Origin of the sequence: Pseudomonas sp. lyk4-R2A-8 (assembly GCF_030209095.1) — a bacterium.
Lineage (GTDB): Bacteria > Pseudomonadota > Gammaproteobacteria > Pseudomonadales > Pseudomonadaceae > Aquipseudomonas > Aquipseudomonas quebecensis.
The window spans coordinates 23,212-45,153 of record NZ_JARVSS010000018.1 but is presented as its reverse complement, the minus strand read 5'-3'; the positions used below and the strand labels follow the sequence as shown (position 1 = coordinate 45,153).

Here is a 21,942-nt window from a genome sequence, read left to right as displayed (position 1 = left end):
ACATGACTATCTTGGTAATCGCCGAACACGACAACAAGGTGCTGGCTCCGGCCACCCTCAACACCGTGGCTGCCGCCGCTAAGATCGGTGGCGACATTCACGTACTGGTTGCCGGCCAGGGCGCGGGCGCCGTTGCTGAAGCCGCTGCGAAAATCGCCGGTGTGAGCAAGGTTCTGAACGCTGACAACGCGGCCTACGCGCATCAGCTGCCGGAAAACGTTGCGCCGCTGGTCGCCGAGTTGGGCAAGGGCTACAGCCACATCCTGGCGGCCGCCACCTCCAACGGTAAAAACATCCTGCCGCGCGTAGCCGCGCAGCTGGATGTTGACCAGATCTCCGAGATCATCTCGGTCGAAAGCGCCGACACGTTCAAGCGCCCGATCTACGCCGGTAACGCCATCGCTACCGTACAGTCGACCGCCGCCATCAAAGTGATCACCGTGCGTGCCACCGGTTTCGACCCGGTTGCTGCAGAAGGCGGTTCGGCTGCTGTTGAAGCCGTTGCGGCTGCTCATGACGCCGGCACATCCAGCTTCGTCAACGAAGAACTGGCCAAGTCCGATCGTCCTGAACTGACCGCTGCCAAGATCGTCGTTTCAGGCGGGCGTGGCATGCAGAACGGTGACAACTTCAAACACCTGTACGCCCTGGCCGACAAGCTCGGCGCCGCGGTTGGCGCTTCGCGCGCCGCAGTGGACGCAGGTTTTGTGCCCAACGATATGCAGGTCGGCCAGACCGGCAAGATCGTTGCGCCACAGCTGTACATCGCCGTCGGTATCTCCGGCGCGATCCAGCACCTGGCCGGTATGAAAGACTCCAAAGTGATCGTTGCGATCAACAAGGACGAAGAAGCTCCGATCTTCCAGGTGGCCGATTACGGCCTGGTGGCGGACTTGTTCGAAGCCGTACCCGAGTTGGAGAAGCTGGTCTAATCCAGTCGCTTCACTTATAAAGAGCCCGGTCGTATGACCGGGTTTTTTTTGCCCGGCTTTTTGCCTATCGGAGAAATGCACCATGCAATTGCGTCCCTGGACCGCGCTGCTGGGTTTCACACTGTTGCTGCCGACCTTGTCGCTGGCCGCCGGTAAATGTGACCGCCTGGTGATTACCGGCAGCCCGGATGCACCGCCTTTATTGTGGCGCGACCCGCAGGACCCTACGCGCTTGATTGGCGCCACCGCGGATGTGTTGCAGCAAGTGGCCAAGGACCTGGGTGTAAAGATCGATCTGCTTTACGGCGGCAAGCGCGCCCTGGCCCTGGATGAAGCACGCAGCGGGCGCATGGATATGTTGGCCGATGCGCCGCTAAATGTCGGCGAGCTGGAAAACTTTGACTACATTCATCCAGCCCTGATGCAGAACGATTACCTGGTCTGGACGCGCAAAGACTCGACGCTGGCTTACGCCACGGCTGCGGATCTGCACGGCCATCAGGGCGCGGTGTCGGAACGCGCGCGGCTGAGCCGTGGTTTTGAAACCTTCGCGGGCCAGCAGTTGAGCCTGCAACGCTTTGCCACCTTGACCCCGGCGTTCCAGAAACTGCTGCTGGGCGAGGTGGATTATGTGCTGGCCGGGCGTTACTCCGGCATGGCCATGGCGCAGTCGTTGGGCATGAGCAATGACTTGGTCGCCCGCGATGTACCGGTCGATCAGCCCGGCCTGTACCTGGCGATTTCCCACAACTCGGCCTGTAATGATCCGTGGCTGCGCGGACAGCTGGCCAAAAAGATGACAGAATTGCGCGGGTCCGATGGGGTGCAAGCTGCACTGCAGCGCAATATCGAGCGCTGGAAGGCGCAATTGCAACAACCCGTCGGCACCCCAACAAAGTAGGGATTTTCAGTGACTCTTCGACCTCTTTTCGCGGCCCTCGCCGTTGTCGCTCTGGCGGGATGTGCAGCCGATCCTGCGCCGAATGAACAAATACGCCTTACTCAGCAGGCTCTCGAACAGGCCAGCGCCGTCGGTGCCAATGCCGATGACTCGCCCGAGCTGAAGCTGGCCGAGGATAAATTTGCCCGGGCCAGGGCCGACATGGCCGACCAATCCTTCAAACATGCGCGCATGCGCGCTGAGCAGGCCGAGCTGGATGCGCGTCTGGCCGAGGCCAAGGTGCTGACCCGCAAAAGCCAGGAACAACTGAACGTGCTCAATACCCGCATCACGCGCCTGCGCAAGCAACTGCAATTGGGAGATGCCCAATGAGCCTGACGATCCGAGGTCTGGGCTTTGCAACGTTGTTGGCCGGTGCGGTACTGGGCGGGTGTGCCAGCCATCCCAACAGCGAGCAGGCATTGCAGCAGGCCGGCAGCGACTTCCAGAAGGTCAAGGAAGATGCCAATGTGCTGCGCATCGCGCCCAAGGACGTGATCCGCGCCGGTGAATCCCTGGCCAGGGCCGACCGACTGTCCAGCTATTGGGGCAGCGGCAATGACGTCGTGCACTACGCCTACCTGAGCCAGCGCTACAGCGCCATCGCCCGCGAACACACCGAGCAGGCACTGAATGAAGAACGCGGCGCCAAACTTGAGCTGGAGCGTCAGCGCCTGCAACTGGCCCTGCGCGAAAGCAAATTGAGCAGCGTGCAGCAACAGGGCAAGTGGCTTGAAGAGCAGATCGCCAGTTTGGCCACTACCCAGACCGATCGCGGCCTGGTGATGACCCTGGGTGACGTGCTGTTCGACACCGGCGAAGCGGAACTGAAAAACTCGGCCAATCGCACCGTGCTCAAGATCGTGCAATTCCTGCAACTGAACCCCAAGCGCGTGGTACGCATCGAGGGCTACACCGACAGTACCGGTGGCGAACAGGAAAACCTCAAACTGTCGCGTGATCGCGCGCAGGCGGTGGCGGACGTTCTGGTAGATCTGGGCATTGATGAAAAACGCATCCAGGTCGAAGGCTATGGCGACCAGTATCCAGTGGAAGCCAATGCTTCCGAGCGCGGTCGTGCGCAGAACCGCCGGGTAGAAATCGTATTCTCCGACGCCAAGGGCCAGTTGGGCGCCGCCCGCTGAAGCCTTGGGCTGATTGACAAGGTGGGGCTCACCCCAAAAGCCTCAGGCTCGCAGGTGAGGTGTTTACTGAAGAGAAGTCGATACCCATGCCCCGATCGCGGTGGGTCAGTCAGCCCAGCTGTCACTGACGCACCGCTATCGGGCCAATCGAATCGTCGCACCGCCCCTCCTGCTTTTTTCTGCATAAGCCTGAAAGCTCTCTCCACCACCCTTACAGTTTTTGCTGTCACTGCCAGCCGCGCTCGACTATTGTGGCAACTGTTCCCGTACACTTCTAAACTGTGCCGGTATGTTTCACACAAAAATAAAATGCCCGTGAAATCGAGTGCTGCGACATGACCAATCTTCTGCTCTACCAACGTATCGCTCAGCAGCTGGCTGAGGATATCCGGCGTGGTGTCTATCAACCGGGCGAACGGGTGCCTTCTGTACGCAAGATGAGCTCCCAGCTCAATGTGAGTCATGCCACGGTATTGCAGGCTTATGCCAACCTCGAAGACCAGGGGCTGATCAGGGCGCGACCGCAGTCCGGTTATTACGTACACCAGACCCCCGCGCTCACCGCGCCCACGCCGGATATCGCACGGGTCGAGCGTCCGGGGCTGGTCACGCGCAGCAGCATCATCCAGCAGGTATTGGGCGAGTCGCGCCGCGAAGGGGTATTTCCCCTGGGCGCCGCAGTCCCGAGCGTCGATTACCTGCCGGTGCGCGCGTTGCATCAGCAACTGGCCAAGGTCACGCGTTTCCAGAGCCCGCGCGCGTTCAGCTACATGTTCAGTCCCGGCTTCGAGCCGCTGCGCCGCCAGGTCGCTATCCGCATGCGCGATGCCGGGGTGGTGGTGGACCCTTCCGAAGTGGTGATCACCCACGGATGCGTCGATGCGTTGCAGATGTCACTGCGCGTGCTGACTCGCCCCGGCGATCTGATCGCGGCGGAATCCCCCACCTATTACGGCTTGCTGCAATTGGCGGATCTGCTGGGCCTCAAAGTCATTGAGATCCCCAGCGACCCGTCCACCGGCATGAGCCTGGAGGCGCTGCAACTGGCCGCGAACCAATGGTCGATCAAGGCGCTGGTGCTGACCACGCGGCTGAGCAACCCGCTGGGTGGCACCATGCCGGAGGAGCGTCAGAAGCAGTTGCTGCGCCTGGCGTCGGATTTCGATATTCAGATTGTCGAGGACGACATCTACGGCGAGCTGATGTTCGAGCTGGGCCGCACCAAGGCCCTGAAAGCCTATGATCGCCTGGATCGGGTGATCTATTGTTCGAGCTTCTCCAAGACGTTGTCGCCGGGGGTGCGTATCGGCTGGATGATCGCCGGCAAGTACCAGCAGGAAATCCAGCGCCTGCAAATGTTCAGCACCCACTCGGCCTGCAGCGTGACTCAAATGGGCGTGGCTGCGTACCTGGAGAACGGCGGTTACGACCGACATTTGCGCTACATCCGTCAGGAATACCGCAAGAACCTCAGCGCCTTTCAATTGGCGGTGCAGCAATACTTCCCGGAGGGCACGCAGATGACCCGTCCCACCGGCGGCTTCATCCTGTGGGTCAGTTTGCCAGGACGGGTCAATACTCAGGAACTGCACGTACGTGCACTGCAACAGGGCATCAGCATCGCGCCAGGGTTGATCTTCAGTAATACCGAGCAATTCAACCACTGCATCCGCCTTAACTGCGGCACGCCGTGGAACCGCGAGGCAGAGCGCGCGCTGATGACGTTGGGCATGCTGGCGAGCCAGTTGTGCCAGGAAACCGCTGCCGGTTTTTGAGCGCTGATGAGCGTGCAAAACAGGGCTATGCCGATAGCTGGCTAATCACCGCGCTTGTCATGGCGCGCACAACAAGCGAGCATATGGCCCTCTGCCTTTAATGCTGTAGGCGATATGACCTCGATGTTCCGAGCTGTTCTGGTAATTGGCCTGTTAAGCCTGTGCAACGTCCACACCGCGCTGGCGGCGGCGCCTGTGAGCGAAAACAAGCCGGCCGCCGGCAGTGAGCAGAGCACTCCCGCGAAAACGCCGGCTCCGGCAAAAAAAGCGCCTGCCGTGAAGAAAAACACCACCAACGCCAAGAAACGTACGGCGGCCAGGAAGGCCAAATCCGCCCATGAAGTGGCCGAGACCAAATTGCCACCGGCCCAATTGGACCTGTCGCTGCCCTCGGACATGGTCCGGCACCTGCAGCCGCTGGGCACCTTGCCGCAGCCTAAGAGCGTGCCACTGCTGCCGCCGATGTTCGGTGAGAAACCCACCGATAAAAGCGATTTCCAGATCAACGGACGTCTGCTCAGTAACGAAATGCGCCTGCAATTGCGCAATGAAGAGCGGCGCGAGGTAGAGGGTGCCGCGCTGGATTTCGAATTCAAACAGTAAGCGCTTCCTACCTTTGCAAGATGACCCTTCGACCATTTGTCGCGGACTGGTCGGTCACTTCGGTTTTCTGCATAAAACCCCTGTTGGACCATTTTAAAACGGCTGTTTAAGGGCGTAGTCTAGCCCGGCCATCCCTATTGAGTCGTCGAGGACCCACTGGTCATGAAATGCCGTGAAGGCTGTGGCGCTTGCTGCATCGCCCCCTCCATCAGTTCGCCGCTGCCCGGCATGCCCAATGGCAAACCGGCGGGCGAACGCTGCGCGCACCTGTCGGTCGAACTGCTGTGCCAACTGTTCGGCCAACCGGAGCGACCGGCGGTATGCAGTGATTTCAAGGCTGATATCGAGGTGTGCGGCACCGACCAGGCCGATGCGATCCGCCTGATCGGCTGGTGGGAACAGATGACGGCGGCTTGATGGGCTTTACTATCGGAACTTCAACAATAAGGAATACAACAATGGGTTCGCTGAAACGAATAGCTGTCGTGTGCGGTTTTACGCTGGTATTTGCCGCCACTGCCCAGGCTGAGGATTGGCAGGTTGCCAAGGATGAAGACGGCATCAAGGTGTCCCTGAGCGAAGTCGCCGGCTCCAAATATAAGGCGTATCGCGGTGTGACCACGATCAAGGCGCCTGTCGCCAAGGTCCAGGCCCTGCAGGAAGATGTCGCCGGTGCCTGTTCGTGGATTCATGAGTGCAAGTCCCAGAAGCTGGTCGACAAAAAAGGCGATGAAGCCTGGACCTACACCCAGTTCAAGGCACCGTTCCCGGTGACCGACCGCGATTCTTACATCCATGTCACCACCACCAAGGATGGCGACGGCAACGTAACCCGCACGTTGCAGGGCGTGCCGACCTATAAACCCGAAGAAAAAGGCTACGTGCGTGTTGCTCAAGTCGAGGGCTTCTGGAAACTGGTCCCTAAGGGAGCAAATGAGACCGAAGTGACTTACCAGGTGCACACCGAGCCAGGCGGCAGCGTGCCTTCGTGGCTGGCCAACAAGTTCGTGGTCGACGCGCCGTTCAACACCCTCAAGGCGCTTAAAGCGCGCGCGGAAAAATAAGCGCGATTGATCGGGTGCCCCCTGCCTTGGGTGGAACGTTTGGCGAACCCCCAAGGTCCAGATAGAAGTGAGCCCACACATGGGTTTTATCGAGGAGGCACCGATGCAAACGTGGCAAATTACCTTCGTTGATGATCACGGCGTAAAAACCGTAGAGCTGTTCACCTGCGAACAAGAGCCCAGCCTCGAAGACGCTGCGCACATGATTCGCAGCAAACTGGTGCCGGTCGCCGCCGAGCTCGACCTCAATGACCTTGAGGGACGCAAGCCGGAGCCGACGGTCAAGATCCTCAAAGACCAGAACAGTATCCAGATCCTCGATATTTCTCCCTCTGCCTGAATATTCCCTGTAGGCCTGGCAAGCGCCTCTGGTGGAGGTGATTGCTTCGCGCTACTCTGCAAACGAGATCAGCGAATGAATCGCTAAGGTCTGGTCTTGTCAGCTACATGCTTGTTTTCCCGCGGTGAGGTCATTGCCGTAGCCTCCGCGCCAGCAGGGCGCGGGCTTCGGGGAGCACGGAAAGTCTATCCATCGGTCTTGAGGAGCACTTTTCATGAGCACAGCCTATCAAGAAGACATCAGCACCCACGTTCTGCGCCGCATGAAAGAAGGCGGTTTCGATTTCTCACGTTTCCACCCCATCGAGTTCTACGCGATTTTCCCGGATGAAGAACGGGCGCGCAGGGCGGCGGGCGAGTTTCGTGGAGAGTCCCTGAACGCCCAGGTCAGCGCGCGCGACGATGGCGCGTGGTACCTGGAACTGAGCAAGGTCATGTTTGCAACCTACGACGGCATAGGAGACTTCGAGCAGGACTTTGAAGCAGTGGTCGAGCCCCTCGGTGGCATTATCGAGGGGTGGGGCGTCAAACAGGAGGTGCGCGGTTTGCCGATGTAGTTCGACACTGCCCGCACTCGCAACAACACCACGCATCGGCTGGCCTTCGGGTCGGCCGATGTTGTTTGTGCCGCAGGCAAAGCCCGGCGCATTCTGCGAGCTCTTTTCATGCACCAAAAAAAAGCCACCCGAGTAGGGTGGCCGAAGGGAAGAGCGGAGCGCTGAAGGTCTGTTCAGCAGATGGTGGCGATTATCCGCAAGCTTTGCAGGCCGGTGAAATCAACTCTGACTATGCTCTTGATAGTCAAAGCCTGCATTGTGATGAAGCGCGCGACCACACACCGGGCAATCGGCGCACCAGGAAGGTGCGCATGGTTCTTCGTATTTATACAACTCACTGATTCTTAAGTGTTTATGCCGATGGCACGGGCCTTGCGATGGTTCTGGCGTCCGAGTGACAAGGAGTACGGCATGATCCGCACTTATTACGACGAAATGTACGATGGGGCAGGGCAGGTCAGGCCTCACTACCGCGAATTCGCCCGCTGGCTGGCCCAGACCCCCGCTGAACTGCTGGCGCAGCGTCGGCGCGAAGCCGATTTGCTGTTTCACCGTGCCGGGATCACCTTCACCCTTTACGGGGATGAACAGGGCACCGAGCGCCTGATTCCCTTCGACACCATCCCGCGCAGTATTCCGGCCAGCGAATGGCGGATTGTCGAGCGCGGCTGCATCCAGCGCGTCAAGGCACTGAACCTGTTCCTTGCCGACCTCTATCATGAACAACGCATTATCAAGGCCGGGATCATTCCCGCCGAGCAGGTGCTGGCCAACGAGCAATACCAACTGGCCATGCAGGGCCTGGATCTGCACCGCGATGTGTATGCTCACGTCGCCGGGGTCGATCTCGTCCGTGATGGCGACGGCACTTACTACGTATTGGAAGACAACCTGCGTACACCCAGCGGCGTCAGCTACATGCTCGAAGACCGTAAGATGATGATGCGCCTGTTCCCCGAATTGTTCGCTGCCCAGCGTATTGCGCCGATCGACCACTACCCCAACCTGCTGCTCGACACCCTCAAAAGCGCAAGCGCCCTGGATAACCCCAGCGTGGTGGTGCTGACCCCAGGGCGGTTCAACAGTGCTTTTTTCGAACATGCTTTTCTCGCCCGGGAAATGGGCGTGGAATTGGTGGAAGGTGCCGACCTGTTCGTGCGCGACGATCACGTGTTCATGCGCACCACCGACGGTCCCAAGGCGGTGGATGTGATCTACCGCCGCCTCGATGACGCGTTCCTCGACCCGTTGGCCTTTAACCCGGACTCCATGCTCGGGGTGCCGGGCCTGTTGGCCGCCTATCGCTCGGGCAATGTGGTGCTGGCCAACGCCATCGGCACCGGGGTCGCGGATGACAAGTCGGTGTACCCCTTCGTCACCGACATGATCCGTTTTTACCTGGATGAGGAGCCGATCCTGCAGAATGTTCCGACCTTTCAGTGCCGCAAGCCCGACGAATTGTCCCACGTGCTCGCCCACCTGCCGCAACTGGTGGTCAAGGAAACCCAAGGGTCCGGCGGCTACGGCATGTTGGTCGGGCCGGCGTCCACGGCGGCGGAAATCGAAGCCTTCCGCGCCCGCATCAAAGCCAAGCCCCATGCGTATATCGCACAGCCGACGCTGTGTTTATCCACGTGCCCGACCTTCGTCGAGAACGGTATCGCCCCGCGCCATATCGACCTGCGCCCGTTCGTGCTGTCCGGCAAGGACACCCGCGTGGTGCCTGGCGGCCTGACGCGCGTGGCCCTGCGCGAGGGCTCGCTGGTGGTCAATTCGTCCCAGGGCGGCGGCACCAAAGACACTTGGGTCGTGGAGGACTGATGCCATGTTGAGTCGAACTGCCTCGGATTTGTACTGGATGTCGCGCTACCTGGAACGCGCGGAAAACCTCGCACGCATGCTCGATGTCAGTTATTCGCTGTCGCTGATGCCCCAGGACGGGCGCGGCGATGGCCTGCATGAACTGGCGATGCCGCTGCTGATCACCGGCACCCTGGAGGATTACCACGAGCGTCACGGCCAGTTACACGCCGAGCGTCTGCTGCACTTTTTTGCCCTGGACGCGGCCAACCCCGCGAGCATCTACAGCTGCCTGGGCGCCGCGCGGGCCAGCGCCCATGCGGTGCGTGGGCGAATCACCGCCGACATGTGGGAAAACATCAATGCCACTTGGCTGGATATTCGTGAAATCGCTCAACAAGGCCTGAGCCGCTATGGCATGAGCCGTTTCTGCGAGTGGGTCAAGGAGCGCTCCCACCTGTTTCGCGGCGCAACCTACGGCACCATCATGCGCAATGACGCGTTCCGGTTTATTCGCCTGGGCACCTTTATCGAGCGCGCCGACAACACTTTGCGCCTGCTGGATGCGCGGTATGAAATGGCCGGCGACCATGCCGACACGGTCACCGACGGCACCGCTCACGCGTACTATCAGTGGAGCGCGTTGCTGCGTGCGCTGTCCTCGTTCGAGGCCTACACCGAAATTTATCGTGACGCTCCCGGCGCCCGGCAAGTGGCCCAGTTGCTGCTGTTGCGCGCCGATGTGCCGCGCTCCCTGCGCGCCTGCAGCGAAGAGATCGATCAGATCCTCGCCAGCCTGCCCGGCCTGAACGGCCGCCCGGCACAGCGCCTGGCCGCGGAGATGGATGCGCGCCTGCGCTTTACCGCCATTGATGAAATCCTGGAGGAAGGCCTGCACGCCTGGCTGACCGACTTTATTCCCCTGGTCCGCCACTTGGGCGATGCCATCTACCATTCCTACCTGGAGGCGGCATGAGACTTTCGATCAGCCACGAAACCACCTACCACTACGAAGACCAGGTGCGCGCCAGCATCCAGTACCTGCGCCTGACGCCCCACGACAGCGAACGGCAGCAGGTACTCAGTTGGCAGCTCGACCTGCCGCGCCCGGTTCGCGCGCAGATCGACCCGTTCGGCAATATCCTGCATGTGTTGACCCTGGATGAGCCCCACGACGCCATCATCATCGGCGCCCGTGGCCAAGTGGAGATCGATGAATTGCGCGAAGCCGAGCATGAGCAGCAGTCGGCCTATCCGTTCCTGCGCGGTACCCGCCTGACCGAGTCCGATGAAGCCCTGCGCGGCTTCGCGCGGCAGCACTGTCGTCAAGGGCGTGACCGCAGCGCGCTGATCGACCTCATGCACGCGCTCAACGAGGCCATGGTCTACACGCCCGGCGCCACCGAAGTCGACACTTGCGCCGCCCACGCGTTCGCCGGCCGCGCGGGCGTGTGCCAGGACCATACCCATGTATTCCTGGCCTGCGCACGCAGCCTCGGTATTCCGGCGCGGTATGTGTCGGGGTATTTGTACAGCGAGGACAGCACGCACCTGGCCAGCCATGCCTGGGCCGAAGCCTGGTTGGACAACGCCTGGTACAGCTTCGACGTGACCAACCGTCTGGCCCGGCCGGAACGCCACCTCAAGCTGGCGGTGGGCCTGGACTATCTTGACGCCTGCCCGGTTCGCGGCATGCGCCGAGGCGGTGGGCATGAACAAATGCACGCCAAGGTATCGGTGGCGCCGATGCCCGTGATTTCAATCCAGCAGCAATAATCGGGCACCGCCGCGAAGCTCACCGGCCAAACGAAGGTCATCGCTGAGATTTACCGCTGCTGCTTACGCTCCGCCATGTGCTTCAGATAGCCCACCAGCAGGTCCAGCTCAGGATCCGGCAACACGCTGGCGGCGAACGCCGGCATTTTTGCCTGTGGCCAATGCCGCAGGCTTTGCGGGTCGCGGATGTAGCGCTTGAGGAAATCCCCGGCGAAATATTCCGTTGGGTTGTAGGGAATATTCAGATCCGGCCCCACCTGCGCATCCCCCGCGCCGTTGAGGCGATGGCATGCCAGGCAGTTTTTCTGAAACAGCGTAAAACCCTGATTGACCGGATCGTCGGCCGCCAGCTGCGGGTCGGGCAAGAGAGCCGGAAAGCGCTCTGCCACGGTTTTTAACTGCTTGATGCTGGAAATCTGGAACGGCCATTGTTCGGGGCTGACAGGCCCGGCCTGCGGGTCGGTCCACACCAGGTAAAACGGCCCCGCGCTGGGTTTGCCGTCGGCGAGGGCGGGCCAGGGGTGCGCCGGGTCCTCCACCGCCAGCCAGGCGCGGGCGCCGTGGCTCTGCAGCAATGGGCCAGCGCTTAACTCGGCGGCGAAGCCATCCAGTGCAACGGCTTGCACATGGTGCTCCGGCTTCAAGCCCTGCAGGAGCACCGCCATGGGGACTGCGCGATAAGTCATGGCGTGCTTGTAGGAAACGTCATCAGCGATGCGCACCGTCTGTGCATCCGGATGCGTGAGCAAGTCGGCGGTCTGCCAGGTCTTTCTCTCGTGATCGAGTTCGAGGGTCAAGGATGCCGCCGTAACCGGCAGGGCAATCAGCACGAGGAGAAGAGCGAGGATCGATTTCAAGAGGAGCGCTCGGTAAGAAGGGCGACAGCGCTCACGATACCGGAAAAACGCGCGTAAAAAGACAGCCCCTGCCACGGCATCGCTTTACGCGAAGACCCGACAGGTGCTGCCAAAAACTGCAATCCTGATGCAGTGAGTGCACAGAATACGGGGGCTGAACGATCACCCAATGACCTTGGTCAGGTTGGGCAGGATCAATATCAGTGTGGTGGCGAACAGAATGAGTCCCGCCTGACGAACTTTCGAATGCTTGAACATGGCTGACTGCCTTTTGTTGTTATTCCTGAGCGTCAAATACGTGCCGTGATATTTCAGTATGGCGCAGTGACGTGTCGCTTTTCTTACAACTGCCCCGGCAAAACCCGGCAGCAACTTCTTACTGATTGAACCTTAGAGCCCTCGCTCTTCCTCGCTTAGATCCATTTCGTATCAGCTAATCAGCATTTCTGCTTAAAAAGGCATGAGGCACAACGCCATCTTGGCGCCAATGCCTTGGCTAGACAGCTAAAACGATTAATCCGGCAATTAGCTTAGGAACCTACCGTTCGTCCGAGCGTGAGGGTCAAAGGCCGTGAGCGCATCCGTCATTGAAACCGTGTCAATCGGGCTTAAGGTAAGGGCTCATATGCACGTTTCGAGGATGTCATGACCCAAGCTTTGATCTTTGATGCGATACGCACGCCCCGTGGCAAAGGCAAGGCTGATGGCGCCTTGCACAGCGTCAAACCGGTCAACCTGGCCGCCGGGTTGCTCACGGCGCTGGCGCAACGCAACGACCTCGACACTCGGCAAGTGGATGACATCGTGCTCGGCTGCGTGACCCCGGTGGGCGACCAGGGGGCCGACATCGCCAAGACTGCCGCACTAGTCGCCGACTGGGCCATCAGCGTCGCCGGCGTACAGGTCAATCGCTTCTGTGCCTCGGGCCTGGAGGCGGTCAATCTGGGCGCGATGAAAGTGCGTTCAGGTTTTGAAGACCTGGTGGTGGTCGGCGGTGTCGAATCCATGTCCCGCGTGCCCATGGGCAGCGACGGTGGCGCTTGGGTGCTCGACCCGCAGACCAACCTGCACAGCCATTTCACCCCCCAGGGTATCGGTGCGGACCTGATCGCCACGCTGGAAGGGTTCACCCGTGAGGACGTCGATACCTTTGCCTTACAGTCTCAGCAGAAAGCAGCCAGGGCCCGTGCGGACGGTTCTTTCAGCAAGTCGCTGATCGCGGTGCAGGACCAGAACGGCATTGTGCTGCTGGATCATGACGAATTTATCCGCGCCGACTCCACCCTGCAGGGGCTCGGCCAGCTCAAACCCAGTTTCGAGATGATCGGGCAGATGGGCTTCGACGCCACCGCGTTGCGGATCTACAGCCATGTGGAGCGCATCCACCATGTGCACACGCCGGGTAACAGTTCCGGCATCGTTGACGGTGCCGCGCTGATGCTGATCGGTTCCGAGTCCAAGGGCCGGGAGCTGGGGCTGCAGCCACGGGCGCGCATTGTCGCCGCAGCGGTGACCGGCACCGACCCCACCATCATGCTCACCGGCCCCGCTCCGGCCACCCGCAAGGCCTTGGCCAAGGCCGGTTTGCGTGTGGAAGACATCGACTTGTTTGAGGTCAACGAAGCCTTCGCCTCGGTGGTGCTCAAGTTCATCAAGGACATGGGCATCGACCCGGCGCGGGTCAACGTCAATGGCGGCTCGATCGCCATGGGCCACCCGTTGGGCGCCACCGGCTGCGCAATCCTGGGCACCTTGCTCGACGAACTGGAGGCACGCCGACAGCGCTACGGCCTGGCCACTCTGTGTGTGGGCGGTGGCATGGGTATCGCCACTGTAATCGAACGTCTCTGAGCCTTAGGAATTAGTCATGACCGATGCCATTCGTTACGAAATAGGCCAGGACCGGATCGTAGTGCTGACCCTCGACCTGCCCGGCCAGAACGCCAACACCATGAACGCTGTATACCGAGAAGCCATGGCCGCCACCGTCACACGGCTGGAAGCGGAAAAGGACCACATCGCCGGCGTGATGATGACCTCGGCCAAGAGGACGTTCTTCGCCGGCGGCGACCTCAACGAGTTGATCAAGGTCGAGAAGGCCGACGCCAAGGCGTTCTACGACGGCGTGCGGGTGCTTAAGGCGCAGTTGCGTCGCCTGGAGACCTTGGGCAGGCCGGTGGTGGCTGCCATCAATGGTGCGGCACTGGGCGGTGGCTGGGAGATTTGCCTGGCCTGTCATTACCGCATCGCCCTGGACGATCAATCGATACAGTTGGGGTTGCCGGAAGTCACCCTGGGTTTACTGCCCGGCGGCGGGGGCGTGGTGCGCATGGTGCGCCTGCTGGGCCTGGAAAAAGCCCTGCCGTATTTGCTCGAAGGGAAAAAAGTGCGGCCGCAGCAAGCACTGCAGGCCGGTTTGGTCCATGCGCTGGCCACGGACCGCGAGGCGATGCTGGCCCTGGCTCGTGCCTGGATTCTTGCCAATCCCGAGGCCAGACAGCCCTGGGACCACAAGGGCTACCCGATCCCCGGCGGGACACCGTCGCACCCCAAAATCGCGCAAATGCTGGCGATTGCGCCATCGATCCTGCGCAGCAAAACCCACGGCTGCTTCCCTGCGCCGGAGAAAATCCTCTGCGCCGCCGTCGAAGGCGCCCAGGTGGACGTCGAGACCGCCCATCTGATCGAAACCCGCTACTTCACCGAACTGGTCACCGGGCAAGTGGCTAAAAATATGATCGGCACCTTCTGGTTCCAGCTCAATGACATCAACGCCGGCCGTTCACGCCCGCAGGGTATTGCGCCTTGTGTGACGCGCAAGCTCGGCGTGCTCGGCGCGGGCATGATGGGCGCGGGTATCGCTTATGTCAGCGCCAGTGCCGGGATCGACGTGGTGCTCAAGGACATCAACCTGGCGGCGGCCGAGAAGGGCAAGGCGCATTCGGCGGCGCTGCTCGACAAGAAGCTCGGCCGTGGGCAATTGAGCGCTGAACAACGCGAAAGCATCCTGGCGCGGATCCATCCTACTCAAGATGACAGCGACCTGGCCGGCTGTGACCTGATCATTGAAGCGGTGTTTGAAGACCGCGAACTCAAGGCGACTGTGTCAGCCGCCGCCCGACGTGTGGTGGGGGCCGACGCGGTGATCGCATCCAACACCTCCACCTTACCCATCAGTGGCCTGGCCACGGCGGTGCCGGACCCGGCCAGGTTTATTGGTCTGCATTTCTTCAGCCCGGTGCACAAGATGGCGCTGGTGGAAATCATCAAGGGCGCGCGCACCTCGGATGAAACCCTGGCCCGCAGCTTTGATTTCGTACGCCAGATCAAAAAAACTCCTATCGTGGTCAACGACAGTCGCGGCTTCTTCACCTCAAGGGTGTTTGGCACGTTCACCAGCGAAGGTATCGCCATGCTGGGCGAGGGCGTGGCCGCGCCGTTGATCGAGATGCAAGCGCGCAAGGCGGGCATGCCGGTAGGGCCGCTGGCGGTGTCCGATGAAGTCTCCCTCAGCCTGATGAACCATATCCGACAGCAAACCGCCAAGGACCTGCAGGCCGAAGGTAAGGCGATGCGGGCCCATCCAGCCACAGCGCTGATCGACCTGTTCGTCAATCAATTCAAACGGCCAGGCAAGGCCGCCGGCGGCGGTTTTTATGAATACCCCAGTGGCGCGCAGAAATACCTCTGGCCTGAGCTTAAACAACGTTTCGAGCGGCCCGAACAACGGATTGCATCCCAGGACGTGCGCGACCGGTTGCTGTTTATCCAGGCCATCGAAACCGTGCGCTGCGTGGAGGAGGGCGTGTTGATGTCCACGGCGGACGCCAATGTGGGCTCGATCCTGGGCATCGGCTTTGCCGCGTGGAGCGGCGGCGCGCTGCAATTTATCAATCAGTACGGCCTGAACGACTTTATCGCCCGCGCCCGCTATCTGGCCGAACAGTATGGCGAGCGGTTCACACCGCCGGCGTTGTTGCTGGAGAAGGCCGCGCGCGGGCAGCGCTTTGTATAGGTGCGGCGGGGGCTTGCTTTGCAGGTAGGTTTGCAGGCAGGCTTGAGGTGTTCAATATTCCCATCGCCGTGTCAGGTATTTTTTATGTCGCTACGCGTCTGCATCCTGGAAACCGATATCCTGCGTCCAGGCCTGATCGATCAGTACCAAGGTTACGGACAGATGTTCAAGCGCCTGTTCGCCAAGCAGCCGATCCCTGCCGAGTTTGTCGTGTACAACGTGGTGAACGGAGAATACCCGTCGGACGATGAGCGGTTTGACGCCTACCTGGTTACCGGCAGCAAGGCCGATTCCTTCGGTACCGACCCGTGGATCCAGACGCTCAAAACCTACCTGCTTGAGCGTTACAAGCGCGGCGACAAATTGCTGGGCATCTGTTTCGGTCACCAGTTGCTGGCACTGCTGCTGGGTGGCAAAGCCGAGCGCGCCACTCAAGGCTGGGGCATGGGCATCCATGATTACACGCTGGATGCCAAGACCCCCTGGATGAGCCCCGAGGTGCCGGAACTGACCCTGCTGATCAGCCATCAGGACCAGGTGACCACCTTGCCGGAGGGCGCCAAGGTCATTGCCTCCAGCGAGTTTTGCCCGTTCGCCGCATACCACATCGGCGATCAGGTGCTGTGCTTTCAGGGCCACCCGGAATTTATCCAGGACTATTCGCGCGAGTTGCTGGAGATTCTTCAGACAACCTTGGGTGAAAAGGTCTACTCAAACGGTGTGGCCAGCCTGGCACGCGAGCACCACGGCGTCACCGTGGCGGAATGGATGATGCGCTTCGTGGCGCACACGCCCGAGGCCGAGGTTAAAGCCATCCCGAGCGCTTGAAACTGGCCCATAGGCTGGTGCATCCCACCGCAATCAGCCCGAGCACCGCAAAGTAGCCGTAGTGCCATTGCAGCTCGGGCATGTTCTGGAAATTCATCCCGTAAATCCCTGCCACCGCAGTGGGGAACGCCAGGATCGCCGCCCAGGCGGCGAATTTGCGCTGCACCACGCTCTGGCGCGACGCCTCCAGCAACACCCCGATCTCGATGGTCTGGCTGGCGATGTCGCGCAGGGTGGTCAGGTCTTCCATCTGCCGCGTGACGTGGATCTGCACATCGCGGAAGTACGGGCGCATGTTCTTGTCGATAAACGGGAAGCTCAGCTTTTGCAGTTCCTGGCTGATCTCCACCATCGGCGCCACGTGACGTTTGAGCCGCAGCACATCGCGCCGCAGGCTGTGCAGGTTCTGGATATCGCGTTCGCTCAACGAACTGCACAGCACATTGCGCTCCAGCTCATCGATCTCGGCGTGAATCGCCTCGCTGACCGGCTGGTAGTTTTCCGTGACGAAATCCAGCAGCGCATACAGTACGAAATCTTCCCCATGCTCCAGCAACAGCGGCCGCGCCTCACAGCGCTGGCGCACAAAACCGTAGGACGCCGAATGACCGTTGCGCGCGGTGATCACGTAACCGTTGCCGGCGAAAATATGGGTTTCAATAAATATCAGTTTGCCGTTCTCGCGCACCGGCGAGTAAGTGACGATAAACAGCGCGTCACCAAAGGTTTCCAGCTTGGGACGGCTGTGTTTTTCCAAGGCATCTTCGATGGCCAGTTCATGCAGGTTGAACTGGCGTTGCAGGTTGGCCAATTCCTGGGCGTTGGGCTCTTCCAGGCCGATCCATACGAAATGGCCGGGTTTTGCGGCCCATGCCGCGCCTTCATCAAGGGTGATATCGGTGACTTTCTTTCCGGCGCTGTACACGGCGGCCGCAACAACTCTACCCATGGTGCTGATCACTTCTTATAGGAGGGGACAGATGTTGGGCAGCTTAGCCTGAATGGCGTTCCGTTGGAGCAGCGAGCAACCCCAGCCCTGCAAAGGAGACGGGATTACACGCTGTTCAGTTGCCCATCCATTGCCTTGATGCACGCGTCCATCTGCGCCTGACAGGCTTGCATCAAGGCTGGGATATCCTCCGAGGTCATGCCAACGGTAGGAATAGGTGGCAACGAGCGTATGAGCACATCACCGCTGTTCCAGCGATTGAGTTGCATATGGGTGACGTAATTGCTGACACATACCTGCACGATGGGCACGCCGGCGGCAATCGCCATATGAAACGCGCCTTTCTTGAAGGGCAGCAGGCCCTTGCCCAGGTTGCGCGTACCTTCCGGGAATACCCAGATTGACGTGTCTTCGTGTTGCAGTGTGCGTGTGGTGGTAAGCATCGCCCGGCGCGCCTTGTGCGCATTGCCCCGGTCGATCAACACATTGCCCGCCAGCCAGAACAACTGGCCGAACAAGGGCACCCATTTCAGGCTCTTCTTGGCGATGCACACGGTACGGTGGGGCACCACGGTGCCGAACACGAACAAGTCATAGTTGGACTGATGGTTGGCGATAATCACGCAGGTGCCCGGTTTATGGCGCAGCGAGTCGACATCGGCCTTCACCTTCAGCCCCAGCAACCACATGGCAGGCACCGCATAGAGACGGGCGCACAGGCGGCTGTTGTCCGGGTTGAACGGTCGGCAGACGCCGATCAGCACGCCCAGCACCCCGGCGACTATAAAGTGCAGGCTCATCAGCACCATCCGTAACAGAAAAAGCATCCACATGGCCTATCGAAACAAAAGGGGGCGCAGTGTACGGATGTGCACTGTATTCGGCAATTGGCGCTATAGAGTGAGGAGATGGGCGATGTTTGAGGGCATGTTTCTGTATCTGTCAGAGACTCCAGCCTAGAGCGGCGGGAGTTTTTTCAGATATGGCTGTAAGACAAAGCCCGACGCAAGGTCGGGCTTAGACGCACGCAACGAAGGACTTAGCTCAGAATATGGCCCTGATCCTGGATGATCGCCTCGTCCAGCGCTTCCAGCAGCGCTTTGCGCACTTTCAATTTGGTGTGCTTGTGGGCGTTCATGTTGATCTTCTTCAATTGCCGTGCAGCTTCCAGGGCTGCTGCGTGCAGTTCTTCGGGGGCGACCACCTTGTCGAGGAAGCCGGCCTGCAATGCGCCCTGCGGGTCGAACATCTCGGCGTTGATCACCGAGCGATGAAACGCCGATTTGCGCAGACGGTCCCGCGCCAGCTCGATGCCGGCGTGGTGCATGGTCATGCCGATCATCACTTCGTTGAGGCCGATGCTGAACGGACCTTCGACACCGATCCGATAATCCGCCGACAACAACAGAAATGCGCCCTTGGCCACCGCATGCCCAGGGCACGCCACAATCACCGGGAAGGGGTGCGACAACAGGCGCCGCGCCAATGTGGAGCCCGACGTCACCAGGCCGATTGCTTCTTTAGGGCCGGCGGTCATCACCTTCAAATCGTAACCCCCGGACAGAATTCCCGGCGTGCCGGTGATCACCACCACCGCCCGATCCTTCTCGGCCTGGTCCAGCGCTTCGTTAAACGCACTGACCACCGCAGGGGAAATGGCGTTGACCTTGCCGTTGCTCAAGGTCAGGGTCGCGATACCGTCTTCGAGGTGGTAGGCAATCAGCTCACTCATGACGCGGTTCCTTGTAGGGCTTGTTATAGAAGAATGCAGCAGACGTTACCCACCGCGCCCGCCCGGGTAAAGCGCCATGACTGACTGCCCAGTCAGGCTTTTCTTGCATGCCCAAGCGTAGACGGCCTGCGGCGTGGCGCGGCAAAGCCTTAAGACCGGCATCAGCAGTGCCCGAGAATGGCACAATCGCCACCCCGCGCCGGGCAGGCTCCGGCATAGCCGGCTAACCGCATGAATATTCTGAAAAAAACCTTTGCCATCAGAAAGGCTTTCGACTACATTAGCGCGCCTCGACAGACTGAACTGGTTTGACGAGATACGGTGAAGTGTCCGAGTGGCTTAAGGAGCACGCCTGGAAAGTGTGTATACAAGAAATTGTATCGAGAGTTCGAATCTCTCCTTCACCGCCACATTCTACAAACACAAACCCCTGGTTTCTTATAAAGAGCCGGGGGTTTGTGGTTTCTGGGGTTCGCAAATACAAGGTCCGGCACGGTAGGTAGTGCCCAGCCCCTGTCTCGTCACCGACTTTTTACAATCACCCCTCGCATATAGTCATTCAAGTCCCGCAGATCCTGAACGCTCCATGCGTGCGCCGGCAGCTTTACACCATTTTCCTGCAAGGTTTTCGGAATCAAGTTGCCATTTGGGCGAAGGATGACTGACGCCACGATAACACCTGGGTATTCATTTAAACGTTGCTTGAAAGCCGGTGTGGTCAGGTCAGGCGTGGGCGGGGTGCTTTTTCTCGCTAAAGGGCCCGTCGCTTTGAGGTCTGGCCCGTGGCACATGGCGCATCGCTGTAAAAACAGGGATTTGCCGTTGGCAGTGTCTGCGAAGGCGAGTGATACCTGGGACAGCGACAGCATTCCCAGTGAGGCGATGACGAGCATTTTCATGTGGCTGCAGCCCTATTATCCAAAGCAGATCCGAATTCCATTTTCTAACCGCCCGATGGGTGCCAAGCTTGGTGTGAGAAGCCCGCATTCCTGCCGGTGTACCGGGCGATTCATACTTTAACTTGTTTGTTGTACCTCCTGCGCCTCACCCGGATTGCGTAAATGACCACTCGACCGAAGCCCACACTCAACCTGCGTAGCCTGATTCTTATTTTTGTCCTGTTTTCTGCCGTTGCGACGCTGGCCAACAGTTTCTGGGTGATGTTCAAGATTCAGAAGCAAGAGCTGATTGAAAATGCACTGGACGCCAACCAGGCCTATGCCGCCCGTATTGCTCGCAGTGTCGAGCAGGTACTGAACGCCGACCTTGATAAGTTGAAGTACGGTTCAGCCGGGATTGGCAAAACGTTTGGCGACAACAGTGCGTTGACTCGGGAAGCCAAACGCCTGGTTGAGCAGGATGCCAGTTTCAACTCCGTACTGGTCGCCGACGCGAACGGCACCATCGTTGCTTCTGCCCCCGAAAGCCTTCAGCTCAACGGCCGTACGTTGCAGCACAAAGAGCCCCTGAGTCTGCGCACGGCGAAAATCAGCAACGCCTTCAGATCCATCACCGGCAACCTGGTGGTCTTTATCTCTCATCCCATATTCGATGTGAAAGGGCAGTACCTGGGCTTGATCGGCGGCACTATTCGGCTGGAGCAGAGCAATACCCTTCAAGCCCTCATGGACACGAATGTGCGTAAAGACGGCGCGCATTTCTACTTGATCGACGGCGCCCGCCGGGTGCTCTATCACAATTATCCCGAGCAGATAGGCAGCGTGAGGGGCGCGGATTTGATCGCCGATGCATCGCTCAAAGAGGCCGCGGGCACATTGCAGGCTGTGGATGAGCACGGTGTGGAAATGCTCGCCGGCTTTGCTCAAGTGCCCAGCAGCGGGTGGGGCGTGATCTCGCAGCAGCCCCTGGAAAATATCCAGGCAGTCCTGCGCCGGACAATGATCAAAATCGCTCAAGGTATCGCGCCACTGGGGCTGTTCGGGATCATTCTGATCTGGTGGTTGGGGACCAGAATTTCGGCCCCGTTGTCGCGGCTCGCCGACTGTGCCAAACGCTTGGACACGCCGGACAGTTATGCGCGCATCAGCGCTGTACCGGCGCGCTATTTTGAAAGCTGGCAGATCCGCAGAGCGTTGTTGCTGGGGGCAGCCCTGTTGCAGGAAAAGATCGGCAAGCTCAATCAGCAGGCCCACACGGATACCCTGACAGGGCTGGCCAATCGCCGTGCGATGCAGGACGTTCTGTCGCTCTGGCAGGAGGCGGGCAAAGCGTTCGCCGTGGTGTCCATCGACATTGACCATTTCAAGCGCGTCAACGATACGTTCGGGCACGGCGTGGGGGATGAAACGCTGCGTGCCGTTGCTCAACTCATGCAACAGAATTCACGCGCCAACGACCTGCCTTGCAGGGTAGGTGGGGAGGAGTTCGTCCTGTTATTGCCGGGCAGTTCACTGCACACAGCGGCCGACGTTGCTCAGCGGCTGCGCGCCTCGATTGAGGCAGCCAGCATCGAGACCGTCGGGCATGTTACGGTCTCACTCGGGGTGGCTTTGTGGCGTGCTGATGGCGAGTCGATATCTGCCGTCCTCGAGAGAGCGGATCAATTGCTGTACCAGGCCAAGCAAGGCGGACGCAATCGCGTGGTGGTTGAGCAGGTGCCGGACTGAGCT

At 60.0% G+C, this 21,942-nt stretch carries 22 protein-coding genes and 1 tRNA gene; 18 read left to right on the top strand and 5 right to left on the bottom strand.

What is annotated here, in order from left to right; all coding sequences use genetic code 11:
* The first annotated feature begins 2 nt into the window (after positions 1-2).
* From QRN10_RS18625 to QRN10_RS18565, 13 genes are all read left to right on the top strand, one after another.
* Positions 3-932 (top strand): electron transfer flavoprotein subunit alpha/FixB family protein, encoded by a 930-nt coding sequence (locus QRN10_RS18625; protein WP_181081707.1) that lies wholly within the window; start codon positions 3-5, stop codon positions 930-932.
* Positions 933-1,014: 82 nt separating this feature from the next.
* Positions 1,015-1,833: a substrate-binding periplasmic protein gene (locus QRN10_RS18620; RefSeq protein WP_253508965.1), complete on the top strand. Its 819-nt coding sequence runs from the start codon at positions 1,015-1,017 to the stop codon at positions 1,831-1,833.
* 9 nt (positions 1,834-1,842) lie between these two features.
* Positions 1,843-2,205 carry a DUF4398 domain-containing protein gene (locus QRN10_RS18615; protein WP_181081705.1) on the top strand — a complete coding sequence of 121 codons (363 nt, stop codon included), beginning with the start codon at positions 1,843-1,845 and terminating at the stop codon, positions 2,203-2,205.
* On the top strand, positions 2,202-3,017 hold the full coding sequence (locus tag QRN10_RS18610) for an OmpA family protein (protein ID WP_253508963.1): 816 nt from the start codon (positions 2,202-2,204) through the stop codon (positions 3,015-3,017). Before QRN10_RS18615 ends, QRN10_RS18610 begins: the two co-directional genes overlap by 4 nt.
* A gap of 335 nt (positions 3,018-3,352) precedes the next feature.
* Entirely contained in the window at positions 3,353-4,792 is a 1,440-nt protein-coding gene (locus tag QRN10_RS18605) for an aminotransferase-like domain-containing protein (RefSeq protein WP_017527404.1), read from the top strand.
* A 114-nt stretch (positions 4,793-4,906) separates the two neighbouring features.
* Positions 4,907-5,395, top strand: a complete 489-nt coding sequence (locus QRN10_RS18600; RefSeq protein WP_181081703.1) for a translation initiation factor 2 — start codon at positions 4,907-4,909, stop codon at positions 5,393-5,395.
* Between the two features lie 162 nt (positions 5,396-5,557).
* The gene (locus QRN10_RS18595) at positions 5,558-5,812 is read left to right on the top strand and encodes a YkgJ family cysteine cluster protein (RefSeq protein ID WP_181081702.1); all 255 of its coding nucleotides are present in this window, start codon (positions 5,558-5,560) and stop codon (positions 5,810-5,812) included.
* 41 nt (positions 5,813-5,853) lie between these two features.
* Positions 5,854-6,459, top strand: coding sequence for an START domain-containing protein (locus QRN10_RS18590; RefSeq protein ID WP_285428860.1), 606 nt, complete (start codon positions 5,854-5,856; stop codon positions 6,457-6,459).
* Between the two features lie 103 nt (positions 6,460-6,562).
* Entirely contained in the window at positions 6,563-6,799 is a 237-nt protein-coding gene (locus QRN10_RS18585; RefSeq protein ID WP_253508959.1) for a hypothetical protein, read from the top strand.
* Between the two features lie 214 nt (positions 6,800-7,013).
* The gene (locus tag QRN10_RS18580; RefSeq protein WP_181081699.1) at positions 7,014-7,355 is read left to right on the top strand and encodes a ribonuclease E inhibitor RraB; all 342 of its coding nucleotides are present in this window, start codon (positions 7,014-7,016) and stop codon (positions 7,353-7,355) included.
* A gap of 411 nt (positions 7,356-7,766) precedes the next feature.
* Entirely contained in the window at positions 7,767-9,176 is a 1,410-nt protein-coding gene (locus QRN10_RS18575; protein WP_181081697.1) for a circularly permuted type 2 ATP-grasp protein, read from the top strand.
* A 4-nt stretch (positions 9,177-9,180) separates the two neighbouring features.
* Positions 9,181-10,131 (top strand): alpha-E domain-containing protein, encoded by a 951-nt coding sequence (locus QRN10_RS18570; RefSeq protein WP_181081696.1) that lies wholly within the window; start codon positions 9,181-9,183, stop codon positions 10,129-10,131.
* Positions 10,128-10,931 (top strand): transglutaminase family protein, encoded by an 804-nt coding sequence (locus QRN10_RS18565; protein WP_266246369.1) that lies wholly within the window; start codon positions 10,128-10,130, stop codon positions 10,929-10,931. Before QRN10_RS18570 ends, QRN10_RS18565 begins: the two co-directional genes overlap by 4 nt.
* 50 nt (positions 10,932-10,981) lie before the next feature.
* Here the strand turns inward: QRN10_RS18565 and QRN10_RS18560 are convergent, their stop codons facing one another.
* On the bottom strand, positions 10,982-11,788 hold the full coding sequence (locus QRN10_RS18560) for a c-type cytochrome (RefSeq protein ID WP_181081694.1): 807 nt from the start codon (positions 11,786-11,788) through the stop codon (positions 10,982-10,984).
* Between the two features lie 645 nt (positions 11,789-12,433).
* Here QRN10_RS18560 and QRN10_RS18555 point away from each other — a divergent pair.
* The 3 genes from QRN10_RS18555 (at position 12,434) to QRN10_RS18545 (ending at position 16,631) form a co-directional block, all read left to right on the top strand.
* Positions 12,434-13,639, top strand: coding sequence for an acetyl-CoA C-acetyltransferase (locus tag QRN10_RS18555; protein ID WP_253508953.1), 1,206 nt, complete (start codon positions 12,434-12,436; stop codon positions 13,637-13,639).
* A 16-nt stretch (positions 13,640-13,655) separates the two neighbouring features.
* A complete protein-coding gene (locus tag QRN10_RS18550; RefSeq protein ID WP_285428859.1) occupies positions 13,656-15,803 on the top strand; it encodes a 3-hydroxyacyl-CoA dehydrogenase NAD-binding domain-containing protein in 2,148 nt (715 codons plus the stop codon).
* 84 nt (positions 15,804-15,887) lie between these two features.
* The gene (locus QRN10_RS18545) at positions 15,888-16,631 is read left to right on the top strand and encodes an amidotransferase (RefSeq protein WP_253508949.1); all 744 of its coding nucleotides are present in this window, start codon (positions 15,888-15,890) and stop codon (positions 16,629-16,631) included.
* Here the strand turns inward: QRN10_RS18545 and QRN10_RS18540 are convergent.
* From QRN10_RS18540 to QRN10_RS18530, 3 genes are all read right to left on the bottom strand, one after another.
* Positions 16,609-17,580, bottom strand: coding sequence for a magnesium and cobalt transport protein CorA (locus QRN10_RS18540; RefSeq protein WP_181081690.1), 972 nt, complete (start codon positions 17,578-17,580; stop codon positions 16,609-16,611). The genes QRN10_RS18545 and QRN10_RS18540 overlap by 23 nt on opposite strands.
* 104 nt (positions 17,581-17,684) lie before the next feature.
* Complete coding sequence (locus QRN10_RS18535; RefSeq protein WP_181081689.1) at positions 17,685-18,407, bottom strand: 1-acylglycerol-3-phosphate O-acyltransferase; 723 nt, start codon at positions 18,405-18,407, stop codon at positions 17,685-17,687.
* A gap of 212 nt (positions 18,408-18,619) precedes the next feature.
* Complete coding sequence (locus QRN10_RS18530) at positions 18,620-19,312, bottom strand: crotonase/enoyl-CoA hydratase family protein (protein WP_034099749.1); 693 nt, start codon at positions 19,310-19,312, stop codon at positions 18,620-18,622.
* 320 nt (positions 19,313-19,632) lie between these two features.
* On the opposite strand from QRN10_RS18530, the gene QRN10_RS18525 reads away from it, so the two are divergent.
* Positions 19,633-19,722, top strand: a tRNA-Ser gene (locus QRN10_RS18525).
* A gap of 111 nt (positions 19,723-19,833) precedes the next feature.
* Here the strand turns inward: QRN10_RS18525 and QRN10_RS18520 are convergent.
* A complete protein-coding gene (locus QRN10_RS18520) occupies positions 19,834-20,211 on the bottom strand; it encodes a c-type cytochrome (RefSeq protein WP_285428858.1) in 378 nt (125 codons plus the stop codon).
* A gap of 162 nt (positions 20,212-20,373) precedes the next feature.
* On the opposite strand from QRN10_RS18520, the gene QRN10_RS18515 reads away from it, so the two are divergent.
* On the top strand, positions 20,374-21,939 hold the full coding sequence (locus QRN10_RS18515) for a diguanylate cyclase (protein WP_285428857.1): 1,566 nt from the start codon (positions 20,374-20,376) through the stop codon (positions 21,937-21,939).
* Positions 21,940-21,942: the final 3 nt, after the last annotated feature.